At 63.3% G+C, this 21,694-nt stretch carries 18 protein-coding genes; 5 read left to right on the forward strand and 13 right to left on the reverse strand.

Features of this window, described 5'->3' with window-relative positions:
• The first annotated feature begins 24 nt into the window (after positions 1–24).
• From pepN to NKH97_RS00445, 3 genes are all read left to right on the forward strand, one after another.
• A complete protein-coding gene (pepN, locus tag NKH97_RS00435) occupies positions 25–2,670 on the forward strand; it encodes an aminopeptidase N (protein WP_352795207.1) in 2,646 nt (881 codons plus the stop codon).
• A 175-nt stretch (positions 2,671–2,845) separates the two neighbouring features.
• Positions 2,846–5,167, forward strand: a complete 2,322-nt coding sequence (locus NKH97_RS00440) for a PAS domain-containing sensor histidine kinase (RefSeq protein ID WP_352793813.1) — start codon at positions 2,846–2,848, stop codon at positions 5,165–5,167.
• A 108-nt stretch (positions 5,168–5,275) separates the two neighbouring features.
• Positions 5,276–5,536 carry a type II toxin-antitoxin system prevent-host-death family antitoxin gene (locus tag NKH97_RS00445; RefSeq protein WP_023812822.1) on the forward strand — a complete coding sequence of 87 codons (261 nt, stop codon included), beginning with the start codon at positions 5,276–5,278 and terminating at the stop codon, positions 5,534–5,536.
• Between the two features lie 484 nt (positions 5,537–6,020).
• Here NKH97_RS00445 and NKH97_RS00450 read toward each other — a convergent pair whose 3' ends face one another.
• The 4 genes from NKH97_RS00450 to NKH97_RS00465 form a co-directional block, all read right to left on the reverse strand.
• Positions 6,021–8,981, reverse strand: coding sequence for a bifunctional [glutamine synthetase] adenylyltransferase/[glutamine synthetase]-adenylyl-L-tyrosine phosphorylase (locus tag NKH97_RS00450; protein WP_352795208.1), 2,961 nt, complete (start codon positions 8,979–8,981; stop codon positions 6,021–6,023).
• Entirely contained in the window at positions 8,981–10,459 is a 1,479-nt protein-coding gene (locus NKH97_RS00455; protein ID WP_352795209.1) for a sensor histidine kinase, read from the reverse strand. The genes NKH97_RS00450 and NKH97_RS00455 overlap by 1 nt, the downstream gene beginning before the upstream one ends.
• Positions 10,460–10,466: 7 nt before the next feature.
• On the reverse strand, positions 10,467–11,141 hold the full coding sequence (locus NKH97_RS00460; protein ID WP_023812818.1) for a response regulator transcription factor: 675 nt from the start codon (positions 11,139–11,141) through the stop codon (positions 10,467–10,469).
• A 350-nt stretch (positions 11,142–11,491) separates the two neighbouring features.
• A complete protein-coding gene (locus NKH97_RS00465) occupies positions 11,492–13,045 on the reverse strand; it encodes a Do family serine endopeptidase (protein WP_352795210.1) in 1,554 nt (517 codons plus the stop codon).
• Between the two features lie 197 nt (positions 13,046–13,242).
• On the opposite strand from NKH97_RS00465, the gene NKH97_RS00470 reads away from it, so the two are divergent.
• On the forward strand, positions 13,243–13,512 hold the full coding sequence (locus NKH97_RS00470) for a CopG family ribbon-helix-helix protein (RefSeq protein ID WP_352550655.1): 270 nt from the start codon (positions 13,243–13,245) through the stop codon (positions 13,510–13,512).
• The gene (locus NKH97_RS00475; protein ID WP_352441298.1) at positions 13,509–13,817 is read left to right on the forward strand and encodes a type II toxin-antitoxin system RelE/ParE family toxin; all 309 of its coding nucleotides are present in this window, start codon (positions 13,509–13,511) and stop codon (positions 13,815–13,817) included. Before NKH97_RS00470 ends, NKH97_RS00475 begins: the two co-directional genes overlap by 4 nt.
• Here the strand turns inward: NKH97_RS00475 and NKH97_RS00480 are convergent.
• The 9 genes from NKH97_RS00480 to NKH97_RS00520 form a co-directional block, all read right to left on the reverse strand.
• On the reverse strand, positions 13,814–14,278 hold the full coding sequence (locus NKH97_RS00480; protein WP_352795211.1) for a cytochrome c-type biogenesis protein: 465 nt from the start codon (positions 14,276–14,278) through the stop codon (positions 13,814–13,816). The two genes, NKH97_RS00475 and NKH97_RS00480, sit on opposite strands and share 4 nt — an antisense overlap.
• Positions 14,275–16,266, reverse strand: a complete 1,992-nt coding sequence (locus NKH97_RS00485) for a heme lyase CcmF/NrfE family subunit (RefSeq protein ID WP_352795212.1) — start codon at positions 16,264–16,266, stop codon at positions 14,275–14,277. The genes NKH97_RS00480 and NKH97_RS00485 overlap by 4 nt, the downstream gene beginning before the upstream one ends.
• A 32-nt stretch (positions 16,267–16,298) precedes the next feature.
• Positions 16,299–16,742, reverse strand: coding sequence for a cytochrome c maturation protein CcmE (ccmE, locus tag NKH97_RS00490; RefSeq protein ID WP_127292579.1), 444 nt, complete (start codon positions 16,740–16,742; stop codon positions 16,299–16,301).
• 8 nt (positions 16,743–16,750) lie between these two features.
• Positions 16,751–17,890 carry a c-type cytochrome biogenesis protein CcmI gene (gene ccmI / locus NKH97_RS00495; protein ID WP_352730674.1) on the reverse strand — a complete coding sequence of 380 codons (1,140 nt, stop codon included), beginning with the start codon at positions 17,888–17,890 and terminating at the stop codon, positions 16,751–16,753.
• Between the two features lie 93 nt (positions 17,891–17,983).
• Positions 17,984–18,421, reverse strand: a complete 438-nt coding sequence (locus NKH97_RS00500) for an RT0821/Lpp0805 family surface protein (protein ID WP_352795213.1) — start codon at positions 18,419–18,421, stop codon at positions 17,984–17,986.
• 186 nt (positions 18,422–18,607) lie between these two features.
• Positions 18,608–20,041: an ATP-binding protein gene (locus NKH97_RS00505; protein ID WP_352795214.1), complete on the reverse strand. Its 1,434-nt coding sequence runs from the start codon at positions 20,039–20,041 to the stop codon at positions 18,608–18,610.
• Complete coding sequence (locus NKH97_RS00510; RefSeq protein WP_023812809.1) at positions 20,025–20,690, reverse strand: response regulator transcription factor; 666 nt, start codon at positions 20,688–20,690, stop codon at positions 20,025–20,027. Before NKH97_RS00510 ends, NKH97_RS00505 begins: the two co-directional genes overlap by 17 nt.
• A 118-nt stretch (positions 20,691–20,808) precedes the next feature.
• The gene (locus NKH97_RS00515) at positions 20,809–21,111 is read right to left on the reverse strand and encodes a hypothetical protein (RefSeq protein WP_013532640.1); all 303 of its coding nucleotides are present in this window, start codon (positions 21,109–21,111) and stop codon (positions 20,809–20,811) included.
• Between the two features lie 175 nt (positions 21,112–21,286).
• A complete protein-coding gene (locus tag NKH97_RS00520; RefSeq protein ID WP_352774673.1) occupies positions 21,287–21,694 on the reverse strand; it encodes a DUF3168 domain-containing protein in 408 nt (135 codons plus the stop codon).

The following is a 21,694-nucleotide window of genomic DNA, read 5'->3' on the forward strand; positions in this document are numbered from 1 at the left end:
GCAATCGACAGGAAAACCCACGGAATGCGCACGGACACCGGCCAGGTCTTCAAACTCGAAGACTATCGCCCCAACGACTACCTCATTCCGAAAACCGACCTTACCTTCCGCCTTTCGCCAGACGCAACGCGTGTCACCGCCGTGCTCACGATAGAGCGTCGTGACGACGTCTCCGTGTCGGCACCGCTGGTGCTCGACGGCGACGGGCTGACCCTCAAGCGCATAGAGATCGACGGCAAGAAGGTAAAGCCGGCGGATCTGCTGGCGACGCCCGATCAACTGACCATCTTCAAGCCGCCGGCGGCGCGTCGCTTCCAGTTGCTCATAGAGACCGAGGTGGCGCCGGCCGGCAATGAAGCCCTGATGGGCCTCTACCGCTCGAGCCATGTCTACTGCACGCAATGCGAAGCCGAGGGCTTTCGCCGCATCACCTATTTCCTCGATCGTCCCGACATCCTGTCCGTCTACACGGTGCGCATAGAGGCAATACGTGACGAAGCGCCGCTGCTCCTGTCCAACGGCAACCCGGTCGACAGGGGCGACCTCGGCGACGGCTGGCACTATGCCGTGTGGCACGACCCTTTCCCCAAGCCGTCCTATCTGTTCGCATTGGTGGCCGGCAATCTCGGCCAGGTTGCGGACAGTTTCGTCACGCTATCGGGCCGCACGATCGAACTCGGCATCTATGTCGAGCCCGGCAAGGAGAAGCTGGCCGGCTACGCGATGGATGCTCTGAAGCGGTCGATGAAATGGGACGAGGAGGCGTTCGGCCGCGAATACGATCTCGACGTCTTCAACATCGTCGCCGTGTCCGACTTCAACATGGGCGCGATGGAGAACAAGGGCCTTAACATCTTCAACGACAAATATGTGCTGGCCGACCGGGAGACCGCGACGGACGCCGATTTCGCCAATATCGAGGCGATCATCGCGCATGAGTATTTCCACAATTGGACAGGCAACAGAATCACTTGCCGCGACTGGTTCCAGCTCTGCCTGAAGGAAGGCCTGACGGTTTTCCGCGATCACGAATTCTCTGCCGACCAGCGTTCGCGCGCGGTCAAGCGCATCGCCGAAGTGCGCACCTTGCGCGCCCACCAGTTTCCCGAGGACCAAGGTCCGCTGGCGCATCCGGTGCGGCCGCGCCGCTACCGCGAAATCAACAATTTCTACACGGCGACGGTCTACGAGAAGGGCTCCGAAGTGGTGCGCATGATCCGCACAATTCTCGGTGCCGACGTCTTTCGCGCCGGCATGGACCTCTATTTCGAGCGACACGACGGTGACGCGGCGACGATCGAGGATTTCATCAAGGTGTTCGAGGATGCGTCCGGCCGCGACCTGTCGCAGTTCGCGCTCTGGTATCATCAGGCAGGCACGCCGAACCTGACGATCAGTTCGACGCACAATCCGGCCGCGCAAGAATTCACGCTCGAAATCGAGCAGTCGGTGCCGCCGACACCGTCCGAAAGCCGCAAGCGGCTGATGCACATCCCGCTGGCTTTCGGCCTGATCGGCGCCGGCGGCAAGCCTGTGCCGTATAGCGGCGTCGAAGGCGCCAGCGTCGAGGACGGCGTCGTCCATATCCGCAAGCGCCGCCACATGGTGCGGTTTTCAGGCGTCACCGAGCGCCCGGCCGTGTCGCTCAACCGCGGCTTTTCGGCGCCGGTGACATTGTCCGTCGAGCAGAAAGCCGACGACCAGTTCTTTCTCGCCCGCCATGACAGCGACGCCTTCTCGCGCTGGCAGGCCTTCAACACATTGCTGACCGATGCACTGATATCAGCCTTCCGCGAGGTCCTCGGCGGCAAGCAGCCGGCCTTTGCACCGCGGCTGATCGAACTCGCCGGCAGCATCGCCGGTGACGAGACGCTGGAGCCGGCCTATCGAGCACTGGCGCTGGCATTGCCCGGCGAAGCCGACATCGCCCGCGACATCGGCAGGAACATCGACCCCGATGCCATCTATGCGGCTCGCGAGGCACTGGCGCTGGCGATCGGCACTGCGAACCGGGACGTTTTTTCGGGCCTCTACCGCAGCCTTGCCGACAGAGAAGCGTTCAGCCTCGACGCGGCGAGCGCCGGACGACGCGCCTTGCGCAACACCTTGCTGGATTATCTGTCGCTGCAGCCGGGTGGAGCAGCACTCGCCGCCGGGCATTTCCAGTCGGCGACCAACATGACCGACCGCGCGGCAGCACTTGCCGTGCTCGCGCATCGTCACCACGGTTCGCCCGAGGCGGTCGAGGCGCTGGCGGCTTTCGAGACGACCTATGGGTCCGACCCGCTGGTCATGGACAAATGGTTCCAGATCCAGGCCAGCGTTCCGGGGCCGCAAACCGTCGACACCGTGAAGGCCCTGACCAACCACCCGGCCTTCTCGATGGGCAATCCGAATCGAGTTCGCTCGCTGATCGGCACCTTCTCCAGCGCCAACCAGACCGGCTTCCATCGTGCTGACGGCGAAGGCTACTGGTTCTTTGCTCAGACTGTGCTCGAGGTTGAAAAGGGCAACCCGCAAGTGGCAGCCAGGCTGGCGACGGCGCTCAGATCGTGGCGTTCGCTCGAACCTTTGCGGCAAGCCAAGGCCAGGGAAGCGCTGCTGTCGATCGCCGGCGCCGAAAACTTATCGGCGGATCTGCGGGATATTGTCGAGCGTACGCTGGCATAAGCGGGCGCCCGGCAAGAGACATTGGGCCGTTTCGGCGTTATTTTAGTCGATTTTTAATCTTTTTTCGCCGGACCACTGGACAAGGCGAATCACCTTTGATTCTTTACTGACGATTCGGATGTGCGGCGTTTGCCGGATCGCCAAGCAGCATAGGCAAATTCGGGGAGTGCCATTTATGGCGAAGGCGGACGCGTGGGGCGCGCCCGGAGGGACGGTTTTTGCGCATCGCGAGACGCGCGGCGACGGTCTTGCCGGGAATACGCGGCTCATCGCCGAACCGGCCTACCGGCGGCTTCTGGCCGCCGAGCCGCTGCTGCGCCGATCAATACCCGCCCTCATCATCACCTTCCTGATCGTCATCGCAGCGCTGCGCGTGCTGTCACTGATGAACGAGCGCGACGATGTCGAGCGCAATGCCAAGGCGATCCTGACGCTGGCGGCGGGCCAGCTGGCCAGTTCGCTCGCCACCACCTCGGAAACAGTGCCCGGCGCCATACAGGATCTGCTGGAGACCACCAGCCGTCAGGGCGCGATGGGCCGCAGCCATGTGCTTGTCATCACCGACAGCGCTTTCAAGATCGTCGCGGTGACGCCGCGCTCGATGCCATGGCAGGGCCATTCGCTGGACGGCCTCGTCGAGGGCGGCCAGCCCTTGTTCATGTTCGGCGATCGTGCCGGCGTCATGGACGTCAACATCGACGGACGGGACTGGTACGCGGCGGTCAGCCTGGCGGATGGCGGAAAGGGCGCATCGGCGGCCCTGGTGCCACAGGACGCGGTTTTCGATGCCTGGCGCAAGACCGTTTCGCTGAACGTCACCCTGTTCGTGCTGACGGCCGGCGTGCTGATCGTCATCCTCTATGCCTATTTCGGCCAGGCCGCGCGTGCGCAGGCGGCCGACCGCATCTACCTCGAAGCGCATCAGCGCATCGACATGGCGCTGGTTCGCGGCCGCTGCGGCCTGTGGGACTGGGACATGGTGCGCGGCAAGATGTACTGGTCGCGCTCGATGTACGACATGCTCGGCTACAAACCCTGCGACACGATGCTGTCCTTCGGCGAGGTCGATCAGATCATCCATCCCGAGGACGGCGACCTGTTCGAGCTCGCCAACAGAATCGTCGCACGCGAGATCGACCACATCGACCAGGTGTTCCGCATGCGCCACGCCGACGGCCAATGGATCTGGATGCGCGCACGGGCGCAGGTCATCGATCCGGAAGCCCCGGAGATCCAGCTGATCGGAATTGCCGTCGACGTCACCGAACAGCGTCATCTGGCGCTGCGTTCCGAGGCTGCCGACCTTCGCCTCAGAACGGCGATCGAGAACATCAACGAATCCTTCGTGCTGTGGGATTCGACGCAGCGCCTGATCATGTGCAATTCCAAATACCAGCAGGACAACGGGCTTTCGGACCGCGACGTGATGCCGGGCACCGCGCGCGCGGCGCTGGAAGAACGCATGCTGGCCTTTGCTTCCGAACGGCGGCTTGCCCACACCAGCGGTCTGCAGGGCGGCGCCACTTTCGAGCGGCAGCTGGCCGATGGCCGCTGGCTGCAGGTCAACGAACTGAAGACCCGGGACGGCGGCATCGTCTCGGTCGGCTCCGACATCACCCAGATCAAGCTGCACCAGGAGAAGCTGGTCGACAGCGAGCGCCGGCTGATGGCAACGATCCATGATCTCAGCCTCGCGCGGCGGGCCGAAGAGGAGCGCTCGCGCGAACTGGTCGACCTCAACCGCAAATACATGAAGGAAACCGAACGGGCCGAAGCGGCGAACCGGGCCAAATCCGAATTCCTGGCCAACATGTCGCATGAGTTGCGCACGCCGCTGAACGCGATCATCGGCTTCTCCGAACTGATGGAACAAGGGCTGTTCGGCCCGCTCGGATCGGAGCGCTACGAAGAATATGCCACCGACATCAACAGCAGCGGCAAATATCTCCTGGGCGTCATCAACGACATTCTCGACATGTCCAAGATCGAGGCCGGCCAGTTTTCGCTGGACCGGGAAGAGATCGATCTTGGCCCGCTGATCAGCGAAACCGTACGCGTCGTTTCGCTGCAGGCGGCGCAAAAGGCCATCACCGTGGAAACGCGCATTGCCGATGCGCTGACGCTGGTCGCCGATCGCCGCGCGATCAAGCAGATCGTCATCAACCTTTTGTCCAATGCGGTGAAGTTCACCGGCCAGGGCGGCCACATATCGGTCAGGGCCCGCAACACATCCGGCGCGTTGGTGCTGACGATCGAGGACAATGGCTGCGGCATCCCCAAGGAGGCGCTCGGCAAGCTAGGACGGCCCTTCGAGCAGGTGCAGAACCAGTTCTCCAAGAGCCATGCCGGGTCTGGCCTTGGCCTTGCCATCTCACGTTCGCTGGCCGAGCTTCAGGGCGGCGCGCTGAAGATCCGGTCGAGCGAAGGTGTCGGCACGATCGTGTCGGTGCGCATTCCGGTGAAGAGGGCCGTGCCGGCGATCAAGGTTGCAGCGTGAATATTTTATCACCATCCCAGGCCTGATCCCACCTCATGGACGCGAGGTGAAACGCTTTGACAAAGTTATCTATTTTATCCACCTTAGATAAGAAAGGTAGACTTTGTCATGCGAGTGACTTCAACAGAATTCCAGCAGAATGTCGGGCGTTTTCAGGACGCTGCCCAGCGTGCGCCGGTCGCAATCACAAAGAATGGCCGGACCCACACGGTACTCCTGTCGGCGGCGATGTTCGAGGTGTTGGTCAAGGGACGAGTCGCCCGTAACGCGGAAGAACTGGATGATGAGACGCTGAACGCCATCGCCGAAAGCGCCGTACCGAGCGAATATGCCGGGCTCGATGCGATGCTCAAAGACTGGACACCGTGAGCCTGCCCAAACCTATCCCGGGTCTGGTGATTTCCTATTCTTACCTCTGGGTGAGAGAACACGAAAGGGTGCCGAAGAAGGTCGCAAAAACCGACCATGCGCCATTGTCGCCGCGCGCCGGGTCGTGGAGGGCCGTGAAGTCATACGGTCGTTCCGGTCACACACTCGCCACCGGCTGATCCTGCCGATGCAGTAGAAATACCTGCGCCACTCAAAGCCCATCTCGGCCTCGATGACACGCCGTCATGGATCGTCGTGACCGAAACCAATGACTTCCTCTGGCCGGGTCCCGATCTCAGGCCCATCGCGGGAAGCAAACCGTCCCGATTCGACTATGGTATGCTGCCGCCGCGCTTCTACGCCTATCTGCGGGAGAGAATTTTGCAGGCTCACGCACGCCGCGCGCTCCGGCAGATTCGGCGAACAGAGTAGCTGCATGAGACTGGAAAACACGAAACGTCTTCAATTCCAAGGGACGATCGCTTCACGGTGATCCCGAACGAAACAAAAGATCAAAGTCCTTCCTGACCTTCTGCGACGTCTCCTTGAGGTGTGCTTCCAGCACACCGAAATCCGGCAAGTCGGTCACCGCCAGAAGCAGATCCGAAAGCCCCGGCGGAACGTCGTCGCGCTCGAAGGCTCCGGTGAGGCACAGCCGCGTCATCTGGGTCAGTGCAAGATAGAGCGCGTAGGCATCGCCAAGCTCCTGCCTTATCCCGGCATCGGCGAAGCCCGATGCAAGGCGCGACAGGATCTCGGCGGTGCCGGTGGCGCGGCGCCCGGTCTCGACCTGCCCGGTGATGACGGCCACCTGGGCGATGAATTCCAGATCGATCAATCCTCCGGGAATAAGCTTGATGTCCCAGAGATCGCGCGGCGGCTTTTCCTTCTCGATCATGGCCCGCATGTCCGCAGCCTCGGCCATCACCTTGGCGGCGTCGCGCGGCTGTCCAAGCACCGTCGCCACTTCCGCTTCAACCTCGCCGCACAGGCTGGCGTCGCCGGCAATGGCGCGGGCGCGGGCCAGCGCCATGTGCTCCCAGGTCCAGGCCTCCTGGCGCTGGTATTTCTTGAAGGCATCGATATGGGTGGCCACCGGCCCCTTGTTGCCGGACGGCCGCAGGCGCAGGTCGAGTTCGTAGAGCACGCCCTCCGCCGTCGGCGCCGACACCGCCGCGATCAGCCTTTGCGTCATGCGGGTGTAGTAATGCGAAGGCGCCAGCGGCTTGTCACCGTTGGACTCTTCGGCATCCGGCGCGTGGTCGTAGAGCAGGATCAGGTCGACATCCGATCCGGCAGTCAACTCGCGGCTGCCGAGCTTGCCCATGCCGAGCAGCGAAACCACGCCGCCGGCAATGGTGCCGTGGCGTGCCGCGAATTCGGCCGTCACCGCCTTCAACGCAGCCTCGATGGTGAGATCCGCCAGATCGGAAAAGGCGCGGCCGGCCCGCGCCGGATCGATCGAGCCGGCGAGCAGCCGGACACCAATCAGGAATTTCTGCTCGGAGGCAAAAATGCGCAGCCGGTCGAGCACATCCTCGTAAAGTCGGTCGCCCTCGACGAAGGCGGAAAGTCGCGCCGACAGATAGGCGCGGTCCGGTAGTTCGGTGAGCAAGGCCGGGTCGAGCAAACCATCGAAGACATGCGGCCTGCGGGTGATGATCGCCGCCAGCCGGGGGGCGGCCCCCATGATCGTCGCCAGAAGCTTCAGCAGGGCAGGATTGGACTGCAGCAGGGAGAACAGCTGGATGCCAGCCGGCAGGCCGGCGAGAAACTCGTCGAAGCGCATCAGAGCTTCGTCGGCCCGGCGCGTCTGGCCGAAGGCGCGCAGCAGCGCCGGCGTCAGTTCCGTCAGCCGCTCGCGTGCCTCCGCCGACTGGGTGAGGCGATAGCGGCCGAAATGCCAGCCACGGATGACGCGGCAGATGTCGCTTGGCCGCTGAAAGCCGAGCCCGTGCAAGGTCTGCAGCGTATCGGGATCGTCGACATCGCCGGTGAAGACCAGGTTGCCGATGCCGGTCGATAGTTCGGGTGCTGTTTCGAACAGTGCCGCGTAGTGGCGTTCGACCTGCTGCAGCGAGGCACGGAACGCTTGGGAAAAGGCAGAAGCGTCGGCAAAGGCGAGCATGCGGGCGATGCGCTCCAGGCCTTCATCATCTTCCGGCAGTGTGTGCGTCTGCTCGTCGGCAACCATCTGCACGGCATGTTCGACGCGGCGCAGGAACCAGTACTGGCGGGCAAGCGCATCGCGCGCCTCGGTGGTGATCCAGCCGCGGGTCGCAAGCTCACCGAGCATCGGCACGGTCTCGCGGCCACGCAGTTCAGGGAAGCGTCCGCCGGCGATGAGCTGCTGGGTCTGGACGAAGAACTCGATCTCTCGAATGCCGCCGCGGCCAAGCTTGACGTTGTGGCCTTTGACCGCAATCTCGCCATGGCCCTTGTGGGCGTGGATCTGGCGCTTGATCGAATGGACGTCGGCAATCGCCGCGTAGTCCATGTATTTGCGCCAGATATAGGGCTGCAACTCCTTGAGGAAGGCCGCACCCGCGGCCAGATCGCCTGCCACCGGGCGTGCCTTGATCATCGCGGCGCGCTCCCAGTTCTGGCCGCGTGCCTCATAGTAGCGCAATGCCGCCTCGACCGGGATCGCCAGCGGTGTCGAACCGGGGTCTGGGCGCAGTCTCAGATCGGTGCGGAAGACATAACCGTGTTCGGTGCGGTCCTGCAGGATGCGCACCAGGCGGCGCGTCAGCCTCGAAAACAACTCGGTGGCGTCGAGCGGATCGACGACGGCGGGCGCTTCCGGATCGAAGAAAACCACCAGATCGATGTCGGAGGAAAAATTCAGCTCATACGCGCCGAGCTTGCCCATGCCGAGCAGGATCCAGCCCGACTGTTTCGACGGATTGCCGACATCCGGCAGTTGGAGTTTGCCCTGGCCATGCGCGTCACGCAGCAGGAAGTCGACAGCCGCACGGGCGCAGGCGTCTGCAAGATCGCTCAATCGCCGGACCGTCAGCGCCGTTTCGGCCCCGCCGGCAAGATCGGCCAGCGCGATCAGGAAATGCGCCTCCGCCTTCCACTGGCGCAGCTCCATCATCAGGCCGGTTTCCGAAAAGGTCTCCGCCAAATGCGCCTGGTCGATGGCGGCGCCGATCGCTTTCAGCCGAGCCTCGATCGTCTGCTCGAACAGCGCATCCAGGATTTGCGGCCGGCGACGTGCGGTATCACGCAGGAACGGCGACAGATCGAAGACGGCGGCAAGGAAATCCTGGCCCTCCCCTTTGCCTGCCAGGAACTTGGCCAGCCGCGTCAGTCCTTCTTCGCGCGCGGCGGAAGCGATCTCGGCCAGTTCCAACCGCGCACGGTCCTTGTCGAGCGGAGCAAGCTTGGCAGCCGGCTTCAGCAGCCATCCAGTCTCCACCCGCTTCGCTGCAGTGCTCATCAGTGATCCTCCCGAGCCGGGAAACTCATGACCACGGATAGTCCAGGATTGCCAGGCAAGAGTTCAAGCCGGCCATTGTGGAATGTCATGACCGCCTTGGCGAGGCTGAGGCCAAGACCGGAACCCGGCTGCGAACGGCTCTTCTCCAGCCGCACGAAACGTTCCGTGGCGCGGGCGCGGTCGCCATCGTCGGGAATGCCGTGTCCATTGTCGGCAACGGACAGGCGAACGTCCGCACCGGTTCGCTCGAGCGTGACGCGCACCGCCGGCTGGGCATTGGCGCCGGTGGAATATTTGATGGCGTTGTCGACGATGTTCGACAGCGCCTGGCCGATCAGTTCGCGGTTGCCGTCGACGGACGCCGCCTCGCGCGCGTCTGCTTCCAGTGACACGCCTGCCTCTTCCGCCACCGGCTCGTAGAGTTCGACGACATCGCGCACGGCCTCCGCCAGATCGACGCGGTTGGTGTTCTCCGAGGAGTAGCCAGCCTCCAGCCGGGAGATCATCAGGATGGCGTTGAAGGTTTTTATCAACTGGTCTGACTCGGCAATGGTGCCTTCCAGCGCCTGCCGGTAGTCGGTAGCCTTTTGCTTGCCCGAAAGCGTCGCTTCGGCCCGGTTGCGCAGCCGGGTCAGCGGCGTCTTCAGATCATGCGCGATGTTGTCGGAAACCTGCTTCAAGCCTTCATTCAGCGCGGCGATCCTGGCCAGCATGGCATTGAGATTTTCGGAGAGCCGGTCGAACTCATCGCCAACCCCCGTCACCGGCAGCCTGCCCGACAGATCGCCGCCCATAATGCGGCGGCTGGCTTCCGACACGCTGTCGATGCGCTTCAGCGCGGCGCGGCCGACAAAAAACCAGATCAGCAATCCGCCCAGTCCCATCATGCCGAGCGCCAGCATCAGCGCACGGCGGATGACCGCACGAAACCGCTCCGGCTCGCCAAGGTCGCGGCCGACCAGCATGATCATCTGGTTCGGCAGCCGCAGCACCAGCGCAATGGCGTTGTGGCCCTTTTCGCCCTGCGCCTGCGCATCGTTCTGCTCGGATTGGGTGGTGGTACCCTGCTCGGCGGGAAGGTTGCGCAGGCGCTCGAGCTCTCCCTCGCCAAAGCGCTGATAAGAGAACGGACTGCTGGTCCAGCCTTCGTTCTCGAGAACGCCCGGCTCCAGGCTCTGCACATTGCCGGTCAGGATTTGGCCGTTGGCGTCGGCGATCAGGTAAAGGTTGGCGCCGGGCTGGCGCGAGCGCTGTTCCACCACGCGCACCAGGATCGGCAGGCCACCGCGCTGGTAGGCGCGGGCAAGGCCGAGCACTTCGTCATTGATGGTCTCCTGCGTCTGCGCGGTCAGCATTCGCGCCGACAGCGACGTCATGTAGAAGACGAGTGCCACCGCGCACAGCGCGAAGAGCAGGAAGTAGAGCGCCGAAAGCCGGGCTGCCGTCGTCTTCATGATGGCTGGCACGGAAAGAGCCATGCCGCAGCTAGCCGCTCTTCAGCATATAGCCGGCGCCGCGAACCGTATGCAGGATGGGCTTGTCGAAGCCCTTCTCGATCTTGCCGCGCAGCCGGGAGACATGAACGTCGATGACATTGGTCTGCGGATCGAAATGGTAGTCCCAGACATTTTCCAGCAGCATGGTGCGTGTCACCACCTGGCCGGCATGCCGCATCAGATATTCGAGCAAGCGGAATTCACGCGGCTGCAGCGTTATCTCGCGTGACGCACGGCGGACCGAATGCGACAGCCTGTCGAGTTCGAGATCGCCGACGCGGTAGACGGTTTCGGCTTCCTTGGCGCTGGCGCGACGGTTCAGAACCTCAACGCGGGCGAGAAGCTCGGAGAAGGCATAGGGTTTCGTCAGGTAGTCGTCGCCGCCGGCGCGCAGCCCCGTGACCCTATCATCGACCTCGCCGAGCGCCGACAGGATCAGCACCGGCGTCGTGTTGCCCCTGGACCGGAGACCGGCAATGACCGACAGGCCGTCGCGACGCGGCATCATCCGGTCGATCACCATCACGTCGTAGTCGCCGGCGTCGGCGAGCGCAAAGCCGGTTTCGCCGTCACCGGCGACATGAGCGGTGTGACCGGCCTCGGCAAAGGCTTTCTGCAAGTAATCCGCAGCCTCGCGATCGTCTTCTATGACGAGAATCTTCATAGGGCTGTTATACGCGATTTCGCCGGAAGGTTGAGTGGCAGACATCTGCATTGTGGCCTTTGCCAAAGCGCACCGCGATCAAGATTGCCCGAAGCCGTGCGCGATAAAGCTGCTCGCCGCCGATGTCGTTTGCATCGGATCGCGGAAGCGCTTTTGAAAGTGTGCGGCAGCGGACGATGGGAAGCCCGCTGCCGCCGGGGGAAGGCGCGATGACTGACTAACGCGCGCTCCTCCATGCTTTCCCGCACGGCGGCTCGGGGTATTGAAACTGCCGCACTGGAAAAGTCCAACCTGCCGCCGGAACGCCCTCACCCACCTGGAAAGGCCGAGAGAACGCTCCGGGACCGACCTCAGCCTTTGGCGACGGGCAGCGCGACGAACCGATTGGTGTCGTCGCGGGTGATCTGCATCAGCACTGCCTTGCGGCCGGATTTGACTGCTTCGGTCATCGCCTTGGTGACGTCTTCGGTGCCGTTCACTTCGGTCGAATTGACTGACGTGATGACGTCGCCCGGCTGGATGCCGCGATCGGCGGCGTCGCTGTCGGGATCGACATCGGTCACCACCAGTCCCTTGCCGTTTTCAGACTTGGTAACGGTCAGGCCGAGATCGGCCAGCGTGTCGGGCTTGGCCGGGGCGGCGGGCTGCTGCTGGTCGACAGAGGCCTGCTTGTCGTTCGAGGGCAGTTTGCCGAGATCGACCTTGACCGTCTGGCTCTTGCCGTCGCGCCACACGGTGACGTCGACCGACTTGCCAGGCGAATAGGCGCCGATCAGCCGGGCCAGTTCCTTCGGCGAAGCGACATCCTTGCCGTCGACCTGGGTGATCACGTCACCGGCCGTGATGCCCGCCTTCTTGCCGGGACCATCGTCCTGGGCACTGGAAACCAGTGCGCCGTTGTTGGACTTCAGACCAAGCGACTCAGCGATGTCGGAGGTGACCGGCTGGATTTCCACACCGAGCCAGCCGCGCTGCACGGAACCGCTCTTCATCAGGTCCTGAACGACCTGCTTGGCGGTCGAAGCGGGAATGTCGAAGGCGATGCCGACGCTGCCGCCGGACGGCGAGAAGATCGCGGTGTTGATGCCGACGACCTGCCCGTTGAGGTTGAAGGTCGGACCGCCAGAATTGCCGCGGTTGACCGATGCGTCGATCTGGATGAAGTCGTCATAAGGGCCAGCGCCGATGTCACGGCCGCGGGCGGACACGATGCCGGCGGTGACGGTTCCACCAAGGCCGAACGGATTGCCGACGGCCACCACCCAGTCGCCGACGCGAACCTTGGAGTCATCGGCGAAGTCGACATAGGTAAACTTGCCGACGCCGTCGACCTTAAGCACGGCGAGATCGGTGCGCGGGTCGGTGCCGACCAGCTTGGCGTCGAGTTCCTTGCCGTCATGCATCACCACGGTGAAGGCCGAGCCTTCCGAAACAACGTGATTGTTGGTGACGAGATAGCCGTCATCCGAGATGAAGAAGCCCGAGCCCTGGGCAACCGGCCGCGGCTGGTCGTTGTTGCGGTCGCGGTGGCTGAAGCGCCTGTTGCCGCCACCCTGGCCGTCCTGGTCACCAAAGCCATGGAATTCCTTGAAGAAGCGGCGCAGCTGTGGATTGTTGGGCAGGTTGTTCATGCCATCCTGATCGTCGGACGGGTCGGAGCCATCATCGGCGGCCGGGCTGATCTTGGCCTTGACCTTGACGCTGACAACGGCGGGAGAAACGCGCTCGACGACATCGGCGAAGCCCGGCACCTGCGGCGCCTCGACGCGCACGGCATCGGCCAGAACAGGGCTGGTTCCGCTGGTCAGCGCGCCAACGCCGATCGCACCGGCCACGGCGACAGATGCGACGGCAGCCATGAGACGCTTGCGGGTGACGGAATATGAATTGGGGGCAATATTCATGGATTTCTTATCCTCTTTCAACGGACGCTGCTTGGTCGGCATCCTCAGGAAAGGAGAATTAGAGCGGCACACATTACAGCGCCATTTCCGACACATGAAACTTTGGTAATGTTTGGGAGTCAGGGGACGCACAATCCCCCTTGGCTGCGATGTCCAATGTGCTATCTTGTACACAACTCAGCACAAGGCTTTCATAAATGACAGCAAGCACCACCATGACCATCCGGGTCTCTTCCGAAACCAAGCTGAAGCTGGAGCGGATCGCCACCGACACCCGGCGTAGCAAATCGTTCCTCGCCGCCGAGGCGGTCTCGGCCTACGTCGATCGCGAACTCGATATCATTGAAGGCATCAAACGCGGCATGGAAGATGCGGCGGCTGGCCGTGTCGTGCCTCACGACGATGCGATGGCGGAAATCGACGCAGTCATCGAATCGGCGGAAGCTAGGCGCTTGGGCAAGGCGTGAAGCGGTTCGTCGCCTGGTCGCGAGAAGCGCTGGACGATTTTAAGCAGCAAGTTGCCTTTATCGCTCAGGACAATCCTGCTGCCGCCCGACGCCTGGCGGATCGTATTCGTGAAATGGGCCAGGGCCTTGGTGAGATGGCGACGGGCCGCCCAGGCCAAGTGACAGGCACATATGAGAAGCTCATCGACCGCCTGCCCTACATCATTGCCTATGAGTTGCGCCCGATCGCTAGCCGTCAGAGCGTCGCTATCCTGCGCGTCATTCACACGTCGCGGGACTGGCCCTCGGAGGAATGGCCGAGCTAATTGCCTAGTATCTTGTCCAGCGCCGCCTGTTCCTCAGTGGTCAACGCATTGGTCGCCAGCACGCGGCGCGACCGCGCGGTCAGCACGATGAAACCGCCTCCCACCAGCAACAGCAGGACGGGCGTGCCCCATAGCAACGCATTGCGCAGGTCGAAACGCGGCTTCAGCAGCACGAACTCGCCATAGCGCGACACGACGTAATCCATCACCTGCTGGTCGGTGTCGCCGGCGACGAGGCGCTGACGCACAAGGACGCGCAGGTCGCGGGCAAGGTCGGCATCGGATTCGTCGATCGACTGGTTCTGGCAGACCATGCAGCGCAAGCCTTCCGACAGCGCCCGCGCCCGCGCCTCCAGCGTCGGATCAGGCAGCACCTCGTCAGGCTTCACCGCCAGGGCCGTGCCGGCAAAGAACAGCGCCAGCAGCAGGACAATGGAGGTCAGCGAAAGCCGCGCGTTCATGGCAGGGTCGCGGATGGCACCGCGCTCGCCTGCTTGCGCCGCCGCGACGGCGCGCCGACGCGCAGGCGCCGGTCCATCAGCGACATCGCCGCGCCCGCCATCATCATCAGGCCGCCGCCCCAGATCAACGTCACCAGCGGCTTCCACCACAGACGGACGACGACGGAACCGTCATTGCCCTCGTCGCCGAGCGAGATGTAGAGCTGCGAGAAACCAATCGTCCTGATGCCCGATTCCGTCGTCGTCATCTGCCGCACCGGATAAAACCGTTTGGCGGAGCTGATTTCGCCAACAGGGCTGCCGCTGACGCCGATCAGTTCGAAGCGGCCGAGATCCTCGCTGTAATTCGGTCCCTGGGCCGGATAAAGCCCGACGAAACGCAGCGTATGGCCGGACAGTTCGACGGTCTCACCGGCATGCATCGACAGGATCTTCTCGGTGCCGAAGCAAAGTGTGCCGACGATGCCGAGCGTGGTCAGGCCGAGGCCAAGGTGAGCGAAGGCGGTGCCGAAGACCGAGCGCGGCAGGCCGAGCAAGCGCCTGACCATGATCCCCGTTGCGGCGGTCCGAAAGCCGGATTTGACGGCGAGGTCGGTGAGCGCGCCAAGGATCAGCCAGACGGCAAGGCCAACGCCCAGGGCTGCGAACACCGAGGCGCCGTCGATGAACAGAACGGTGACCAGCGTCGCCAGCAGCGCCGCTGCAAAGGCCACCATAAGGCGCTGCGCGACGGCGAAGACATCGCCGCGCTTCCAGGCCAGCAAAGGCCCGAACGGAACCACGAGCAGCAGCGGCACCATCAGCGGTCCGAAGGTGAGATTGAAGAACGGCGCGCCGACCGAGATCTTGTCGGCTGAAAAGGCTTCGACGGCGAGCGGGTAGAGTGTGCCCACGAGGACGGTCGCCGTCGCCGTCGTCAGGAACAGATTGTTGAGGACCAGCGCCCCTTCTCGGGAAATCGGTTGGAACAGGCCGCCGGTCGTCAGCCGGGAAGCGCGCAGCGCAAACAGCGCCAGTGAGCCGCCGATAAACAGCGTCAGTATGCACAGGATAAACACGCCGCGCGTCGGATCGGTGGCAAAGGCGTGCACAGAGGTCAGCACGCCTGAACGCACGAGGAAGGTGCCGAGCAGCGACAGCGAAAAGGTCAGGATGGCGAGCAGCAGCGTCCAGATCTTCAGCGCCGAGCGCTTTTCCATGACGATGGCCGAATGGAGCAGCGCGGTCCCCGCCAGCCACGGCATGAAGGAGGCGTTCTCGACCGGATCCCAGAACCAGAAACCGCCCCAACCGAGTTCGTAGTAGGCCCAGTACGATCCCATGGCGATGCCGCCGGTCAGGAACATCCAGGCGACCAGCGTCCACGGCCGCACCCAGCGCGCCCAGGACGCGTCGATGCGGCCTTCGATGAGAGCGGCAACCGAGAAGGAAAAACAGATCGAGAAGCCGACATAGCCGAGATAGAGGAAAGGCGGGTGGATGGCGAGGCCGAGATCCTGCAGGATCGGGTTCAGATCGCGGCCTTCGATCGGCGCCGGATTGAGCCGGATGAACGGATTGGACGTCGCCAGGATGAACAGGAAGAAGGCGGCGCCGATGGCGCCTTGCACCGCAAGCACATTGGCGCGCAGCGTCGCCGGCAGGTTGGAGCCGAAAGCGGCGACGAGCGCGCCGAAGAAGGTCAGGATCAACACCCAAAGCAGCATCGAGCCTTCATGATTGCCCCAGGTTCCGGTGATCTTGTAGATCAACGGCTGCAAGGAATGCGAGTTTTCCCACACGCTTGCCACCGAGAAATCGGAGCTTGCATAGGCACTCGCCAACGCTACGAAGGACAGCGCCGTCAAGGCAAAGCCGGTCACTGCGACCGGACCGCCGACGGCCATGAGGCGCTGGTTGTTCAGGCGCGCGCCAAACAGCGGCACCACCGTCTGCACCAGCGAAAGCGCAAACGCCAGGACGAGGGCGAAATGTCCCGTTTCAACCATGCCCGTGATCCATTGTCGCTCTCCTGCCGGAGCTATTCACTCTTGTTCTCCTGCCAGACGCCCTTGGCCTTGAGGCCGTCCGCAACCTCCTTGGGCATGTAGCGCTCATCATGCTTGGCCAGCACGCTATCGGCAACAAAAACCCCGTCCGGGCCGAAAGTACCCTCGGTGATGACGCCCTGCTCTTCGCGAAAAAGGTCGGGCAGGATGCCGGTGTAGGTGACCTTGACCGATTTGTGCGTGTCGGTCACCGAAAAGCCGACCGTGGCCCCCTGCCCGCGCTGGATCGTGCCTTTTTCGACCAACCCACCCAACCGGATGCGCTGCCCAGGCTGGACACTGGCGGTGGTGAGATCGGCCGGCATGTAGAAATAGGAGGCCTTCTGGCCAAGCGCGTAAAAAGTCAGCCCCGTCGCGGCACCCAGGAAGACCAGCCCGCCCGCGATCACCGACAATCGTTTCTGCTTGCGCGTCATGTCTTGTTCTACTCCGTCGCCGCAAGCCCAAGCGAAGCGGCAAAGGCAGTGAATTTCTTCGCCTGGTCACTGTCGGCTCCAAAGACGGCAATGGCGCGACCGAGCGCCTCACGCGCCTGATCGGCCTTGCCGAGCACGACATAGGAACGAACGAGCCGCATCCATCCTTCCGGGTCGCGCGGATTTTGCCGCAGTTTGTCGTCGAGGCCGGCGACCATCGTATTGATCATGGTCTCCCGGTCCTGCGGCGACATCGAGGATGCGGCGTCGACATCGCCGGCATCGGGACCATTGGTGGCGCCGCCGGAAGCGACGTCGGAGCCTCCGGATTTGGCGAGCGCCTGCTCGACGGCACCGCGCCATGGCGAATCCGGCGGCAATCTGCCCAGCATCGCCTGCCATGCCGTGGTCGCTTCCTTGGCGCGACCCTCCTGCGCCAATGCCATGGCCAGGTAGAAGCTGGCCTTCGCATTGGCCGGATCGAGCTTCAGGGCTGCTTCGAAAGCATCCTGGGCATCGGCCGAGACAATGCCGCCTGCCGCGCTGGCGATCGCCTCGCCGAGACCGGCTTGGCGAACGGCGCTGTCGCCATCGAGCCGAATGGCGTTGCGATAGGCTCCTGCCGCGTCGGAAAAGCGCTGCATGCGCAGATAGACCGGTGCCAGCACGTCCCAGCCCCTGCCGTCAGTGGGATTGGCGGCCAGATGGGCTTCGGCCCGCGCCACCAGCTCGTCGACCGAACTGTCGGCGGGATTCTTGGCCAACCGCTCGCTGAGCGGTTGCGACGGCAGGTCAGGGGAGCCAAGCTTGACATAGAGCCCCCAACTGACCAGCGGCACCGCCAGCACGGCTACGGTTGCCACCAGCCTTGCCGTGATCGACGCTCGGCCAGGGTTTGCGCCGCCGGCGGTACCCGCATTGTCAAGGCGAAGGATGCGGCGAGCGATCTCGGCGCGGGCCTCGGCGGCTTCGGCCGGCTGGATCAAGCCACGCGCGGTGTCGCGGTCAAGTTCGGACAATTGGTCCCGATAGACTTCGAGATCATGTTCGCCGCTCGACGACGCGCCCTTGGCGCTGGCGGCCAGCGGCAGCAGCACCGCCAGGCTTGCACCCAGCGTGAGAATGGCGGCTATGACCCAGAACAGCATGGTTCTTCCAATACCGGCAGAGCTCTGCCGTGCCAACAGATGCATGCTGCGACGCTTTGACGACGCCAGCCGCCAATCGTCGGCAGACGGTCGTCAGGTCAGCGGCGTCCAGCTGCCATCGGCGTTGCGGCAAGCGGTTCCACGCGCCGTGACCCCGGCGCCGCCGGAAAAAACCGTCTGCGTGTACTGGCGGCAGTCCTGCGAACCGACGCGGTAGGGCTGGGCCGGAACCACCTCGCCGTAGCGCGAAGCCTGGGCGCCCTTCCACGTCACCTTCTGGCCGCTGGTCGTATATTCTAGCGCCTTGTATTCAGCCTCGAGCGCGCTGCGCTTCTCGGTCTCGCTGAGGCCGTTGCCGATCGCCCCGCTGATTAGGCCGCCGCCCATCGCCGAAATGATCGTCGTGGTCACCTTGCCGCTGGAAGGAGGTGTCGAGGCCGGTGTCACTGCCACGGTTGGACCCTTGCCGCTCAAGGTGGTGCAGCCGGAAACGGCCAGCAATGCGGAAACGAGAGCGACGCGAATCTTCATGCCAACAACCGATTTTCTTGAGTGGGAGCCTGCCATGGATGCGCCGGGGGCCGCGTCATCGGAGAAGTTGGCGTGGCCATAGTATTGATATTTGTCGGAAATTTGGCCGCTGGCCGCTGCAGGACCAATCGACATGCCGCCCAATAACATCTCCCGTCCCTCTATGTCGATTGGCCCTAGTGAACATCACTGAAGGCTCCGCAATCGCACCACCGCCTTCAATCCGCCCATACCGGACCGTTCGAGCGCCAGAACGCCTCCATACTCGTTGACAAGGTCTGCGACAATGGCCAGCCCCAGACCTGTTCCGGGCTTTGTCTCGTCCAGACGCCGTCCTCGCTTCAGCGCCTCGCGCGCCTTGTCCTCCGGAATGCCGGGACCGTCATCCTCTATGCTGATCTCGAACAGGCCGGCCGGGTCGTCCTTGCCGGTCAAGGGCACGACCGAAACCTGCACCGCGCTCTTTGCCCATTTCATCGCGTTTTCAAGAAGATTGCCCAACAGTTCCTCAAGGTCCTCGCGCTCGCCGGCGAAGACGATCTCGGTTGCCGGCAGCGACAGCGACAGATTTGTCTGCGGATTGAGCTTCTGCAGAACCCGCACCATGCGCTGCACCAGCGGCATCACCGGCGTGCGGAAGACGACGCTGTCGCGTTGTGCCGCGACGCGGGCGCGCTGGAGATAGTGTTCGACCTGCTTCTGCATGGAAGCGGCCTGTTCGGCGATCAGCTGCCCCTTGGCACCGCCGAGCGCGCGGCCCTCGTTGAGCAGCACCGCCAGCGGCGTCTTCAGCGAATGGGCGAGATTGCCGACCTGTGTTCGCGACCGTTCGACGATGCGCCTGTTGTTTTCGATCAAGGCATTGGTTTCGTTGGCAAGCGGTTCGATCTCGGCTGGGAACTGGCCGTCGAGCCTCTGCGCGGTGCCCTCGCGCACCATGGCAAGCGCGTTCCTGACCCGGCGCAGCGGCTGCAGGCCGAGCAGGATGGCGATCGCGTTGATGGCGATCATGCCGACGCCGAACAGGCTGAGATAGGTCAGCAGGCGGCGCTGGAAGGTAGCGATTTCCTGTTCGAGTTCGCTCTGGTTGCCCATGACCCGGAAACGCGCGGCCCGGTTCTTGGCGTCGAGAACGAATTCGCTCTCGAAAACTTCGAGTTGCTCGCCGTCGATGCCTTCGGCTGCGTAGCTGCGCTGGAAGCTGGTGTTGAACGGCACCTCGGCAACGCTCGGTGACGGGATCGTCGTGGTCATCGACGACGAGTGGAGATCGCCATGCACGCCCTCCGAAGCGGGCTCGACCGACCAGTACCAGCCCGAATTCGGCTCCGAGAACCGAAGGTCGCCGAGGTCTGGCGCGCCGGTCAGCGCCCCGCTGTCGGAGATGCCGATCGAACCGATCAGGTTGAACAGATGCGCCGAAAGCAGGCTGTCGAAGCCGCGTTCGCTGGCCTGGCGGTAGAGCGTGGTTATCAACGTGAAGATGACAACGAGCGTCACGATCGCCCAGACCGTGGAAAAGGCGATGACGCGGAACGTCAGCGAACGCGGCCACAAACGAAGCGAAAGCGGCGCCCTTGCGGTTGGTTTGAGCGGTTCCGAGTTACGCCTCCGGCTCACGCATGCGGTAGCCCATGCCGCGCACGGTTTCGATCATGTCGATGCCCATCTTCTTGCGCAGCCGCCCGACAAACACCTCGATGGTGTTGGAATCGCGGTCGAAATCCTGATCGTAGAGATGCTCGACCAGTTCGGTCCGCGAAACGACTTCGCCCATATGGTGCATCAGATAGGCAAGCAGGCGGAATTCGTGCGACGTCAGTTTCAGCGGCACGCCGTCGACATCGGCCTTGGAGGCCTTGGTGTCGAGGCGCAGCGGCCCGCAGGTCAGTTCGGACGAGGCATGGCCGGCAGCGCGCCGGATCAGAGCCCGTAACCTCGCCAGCACCTCCTCGATGTGGAACGGCTTGGTGACGTAGTCGTCGGCGCCGGCATCGATGCCGGAGACCTTGTCGCTCCAGCGGTCGCGCGCCGTCAGGATCAGCACCGGCATCTTGCGGCCGCCGCGTCGCCAACGCTCGACCACGCTGATGCCGTCCATCTGCGGCAGGCCGATATCGAGCACGACGGCGTCGTAGGGCTCGGTGTCGCCAAGGAAATGGCCTTCCTCGCCGTCGAAGGCACGGTCGACGACATAGCCGGCATCGACCAGCGCATCCGATATCTGCCGATTGAGATCCTTGTCATCTTCGACGACGAGTACACGCATGCGGAGTTCGATACCTGTTGAAGAGCTTTACCTGTTGAAGAGCTTTGTCAGATTGAAGACTGGGGCAGATATAGGCCGATTCCGGCGGCCTGGGAAACGTAGCCTAAGGTTGATTGGATCAGTTCAGCGGAACGACGATTTCGGAACGGCGCGGACGTTGTCCGTCCTTGCCCGGAACGAGCACGACGATGACACAGACCGGCTGGCCGCCGCGCGTCGACTGCGAGGCCTTGGCCAGCGTTCCGCCATTCTGTTCGGCCACCTGTTGGCCGATGGCGTAGCAATCGGACGCCGCCAGTACGATCGGACTGGCCAGGTCGGGCGGCGCGATGACCGGCATCGCCATCGCCTGCGACGCGAACAGCCCGGCAGCACAAAGCGCCAGTGTCGCGGTTCGGAAGTGGGAGCGAAGCGTTTTCATGACCGGCGTTGTAACGCATCGGTGCTGAACGTGAAATGAACGGTGAACGCCGCTGAAAACATCCTCGCCACAACCCTGCAACGCGAGACAATCAACCTGGAATTTCACCGCCTCGAACAGGTGAAATCCCGCGAAAGCCCAGTCTAGACCCCGTTTTGACCATATTGAAAGCGCATCAGGCATTTTCCTGCGTCATCGCGCGAAAACGCAGCAGCCCGTGATGCACGAGCAGATCCTCGTCATGGCGGGCTTCGGCAAATTCCAGCGACAGTCGTGTCTGGCCGCGAGGGCCGATCACCAATGCTGCGTCGGCAAGGCGCGCCTGGATGGCGGCCATGATGGCAAGCGTTTCCGCGTCGCCATGGGCTTTCGACCAGACATGCAGCGTAATCAACTGATCGTCGGTGTTCTCGGTGCTCGTATCCCAGTCGAAAGCGGAGGTCTGGCCGCAGGTCACGTACGGAAAAGCGGCATTGTCGGTTGGCCGTTCGAGCAGTCCGGCGCCGCCCAGCAAGGCCGATAGCGATGCATCGCTTTTCAGCCTGAGAAACAGTGCCTGCTGTAAATCGCCTGGCGCGGTCAT

This window comes from Mesorhizobium sp. M0870, from assembly GCF_040319775.1.
Classification (GTDB): Bacteria; Pseudomonadota; Alphaproteobacteria; order Rhizobiales; family Rhizobiaceae; genus Mesorhizobium.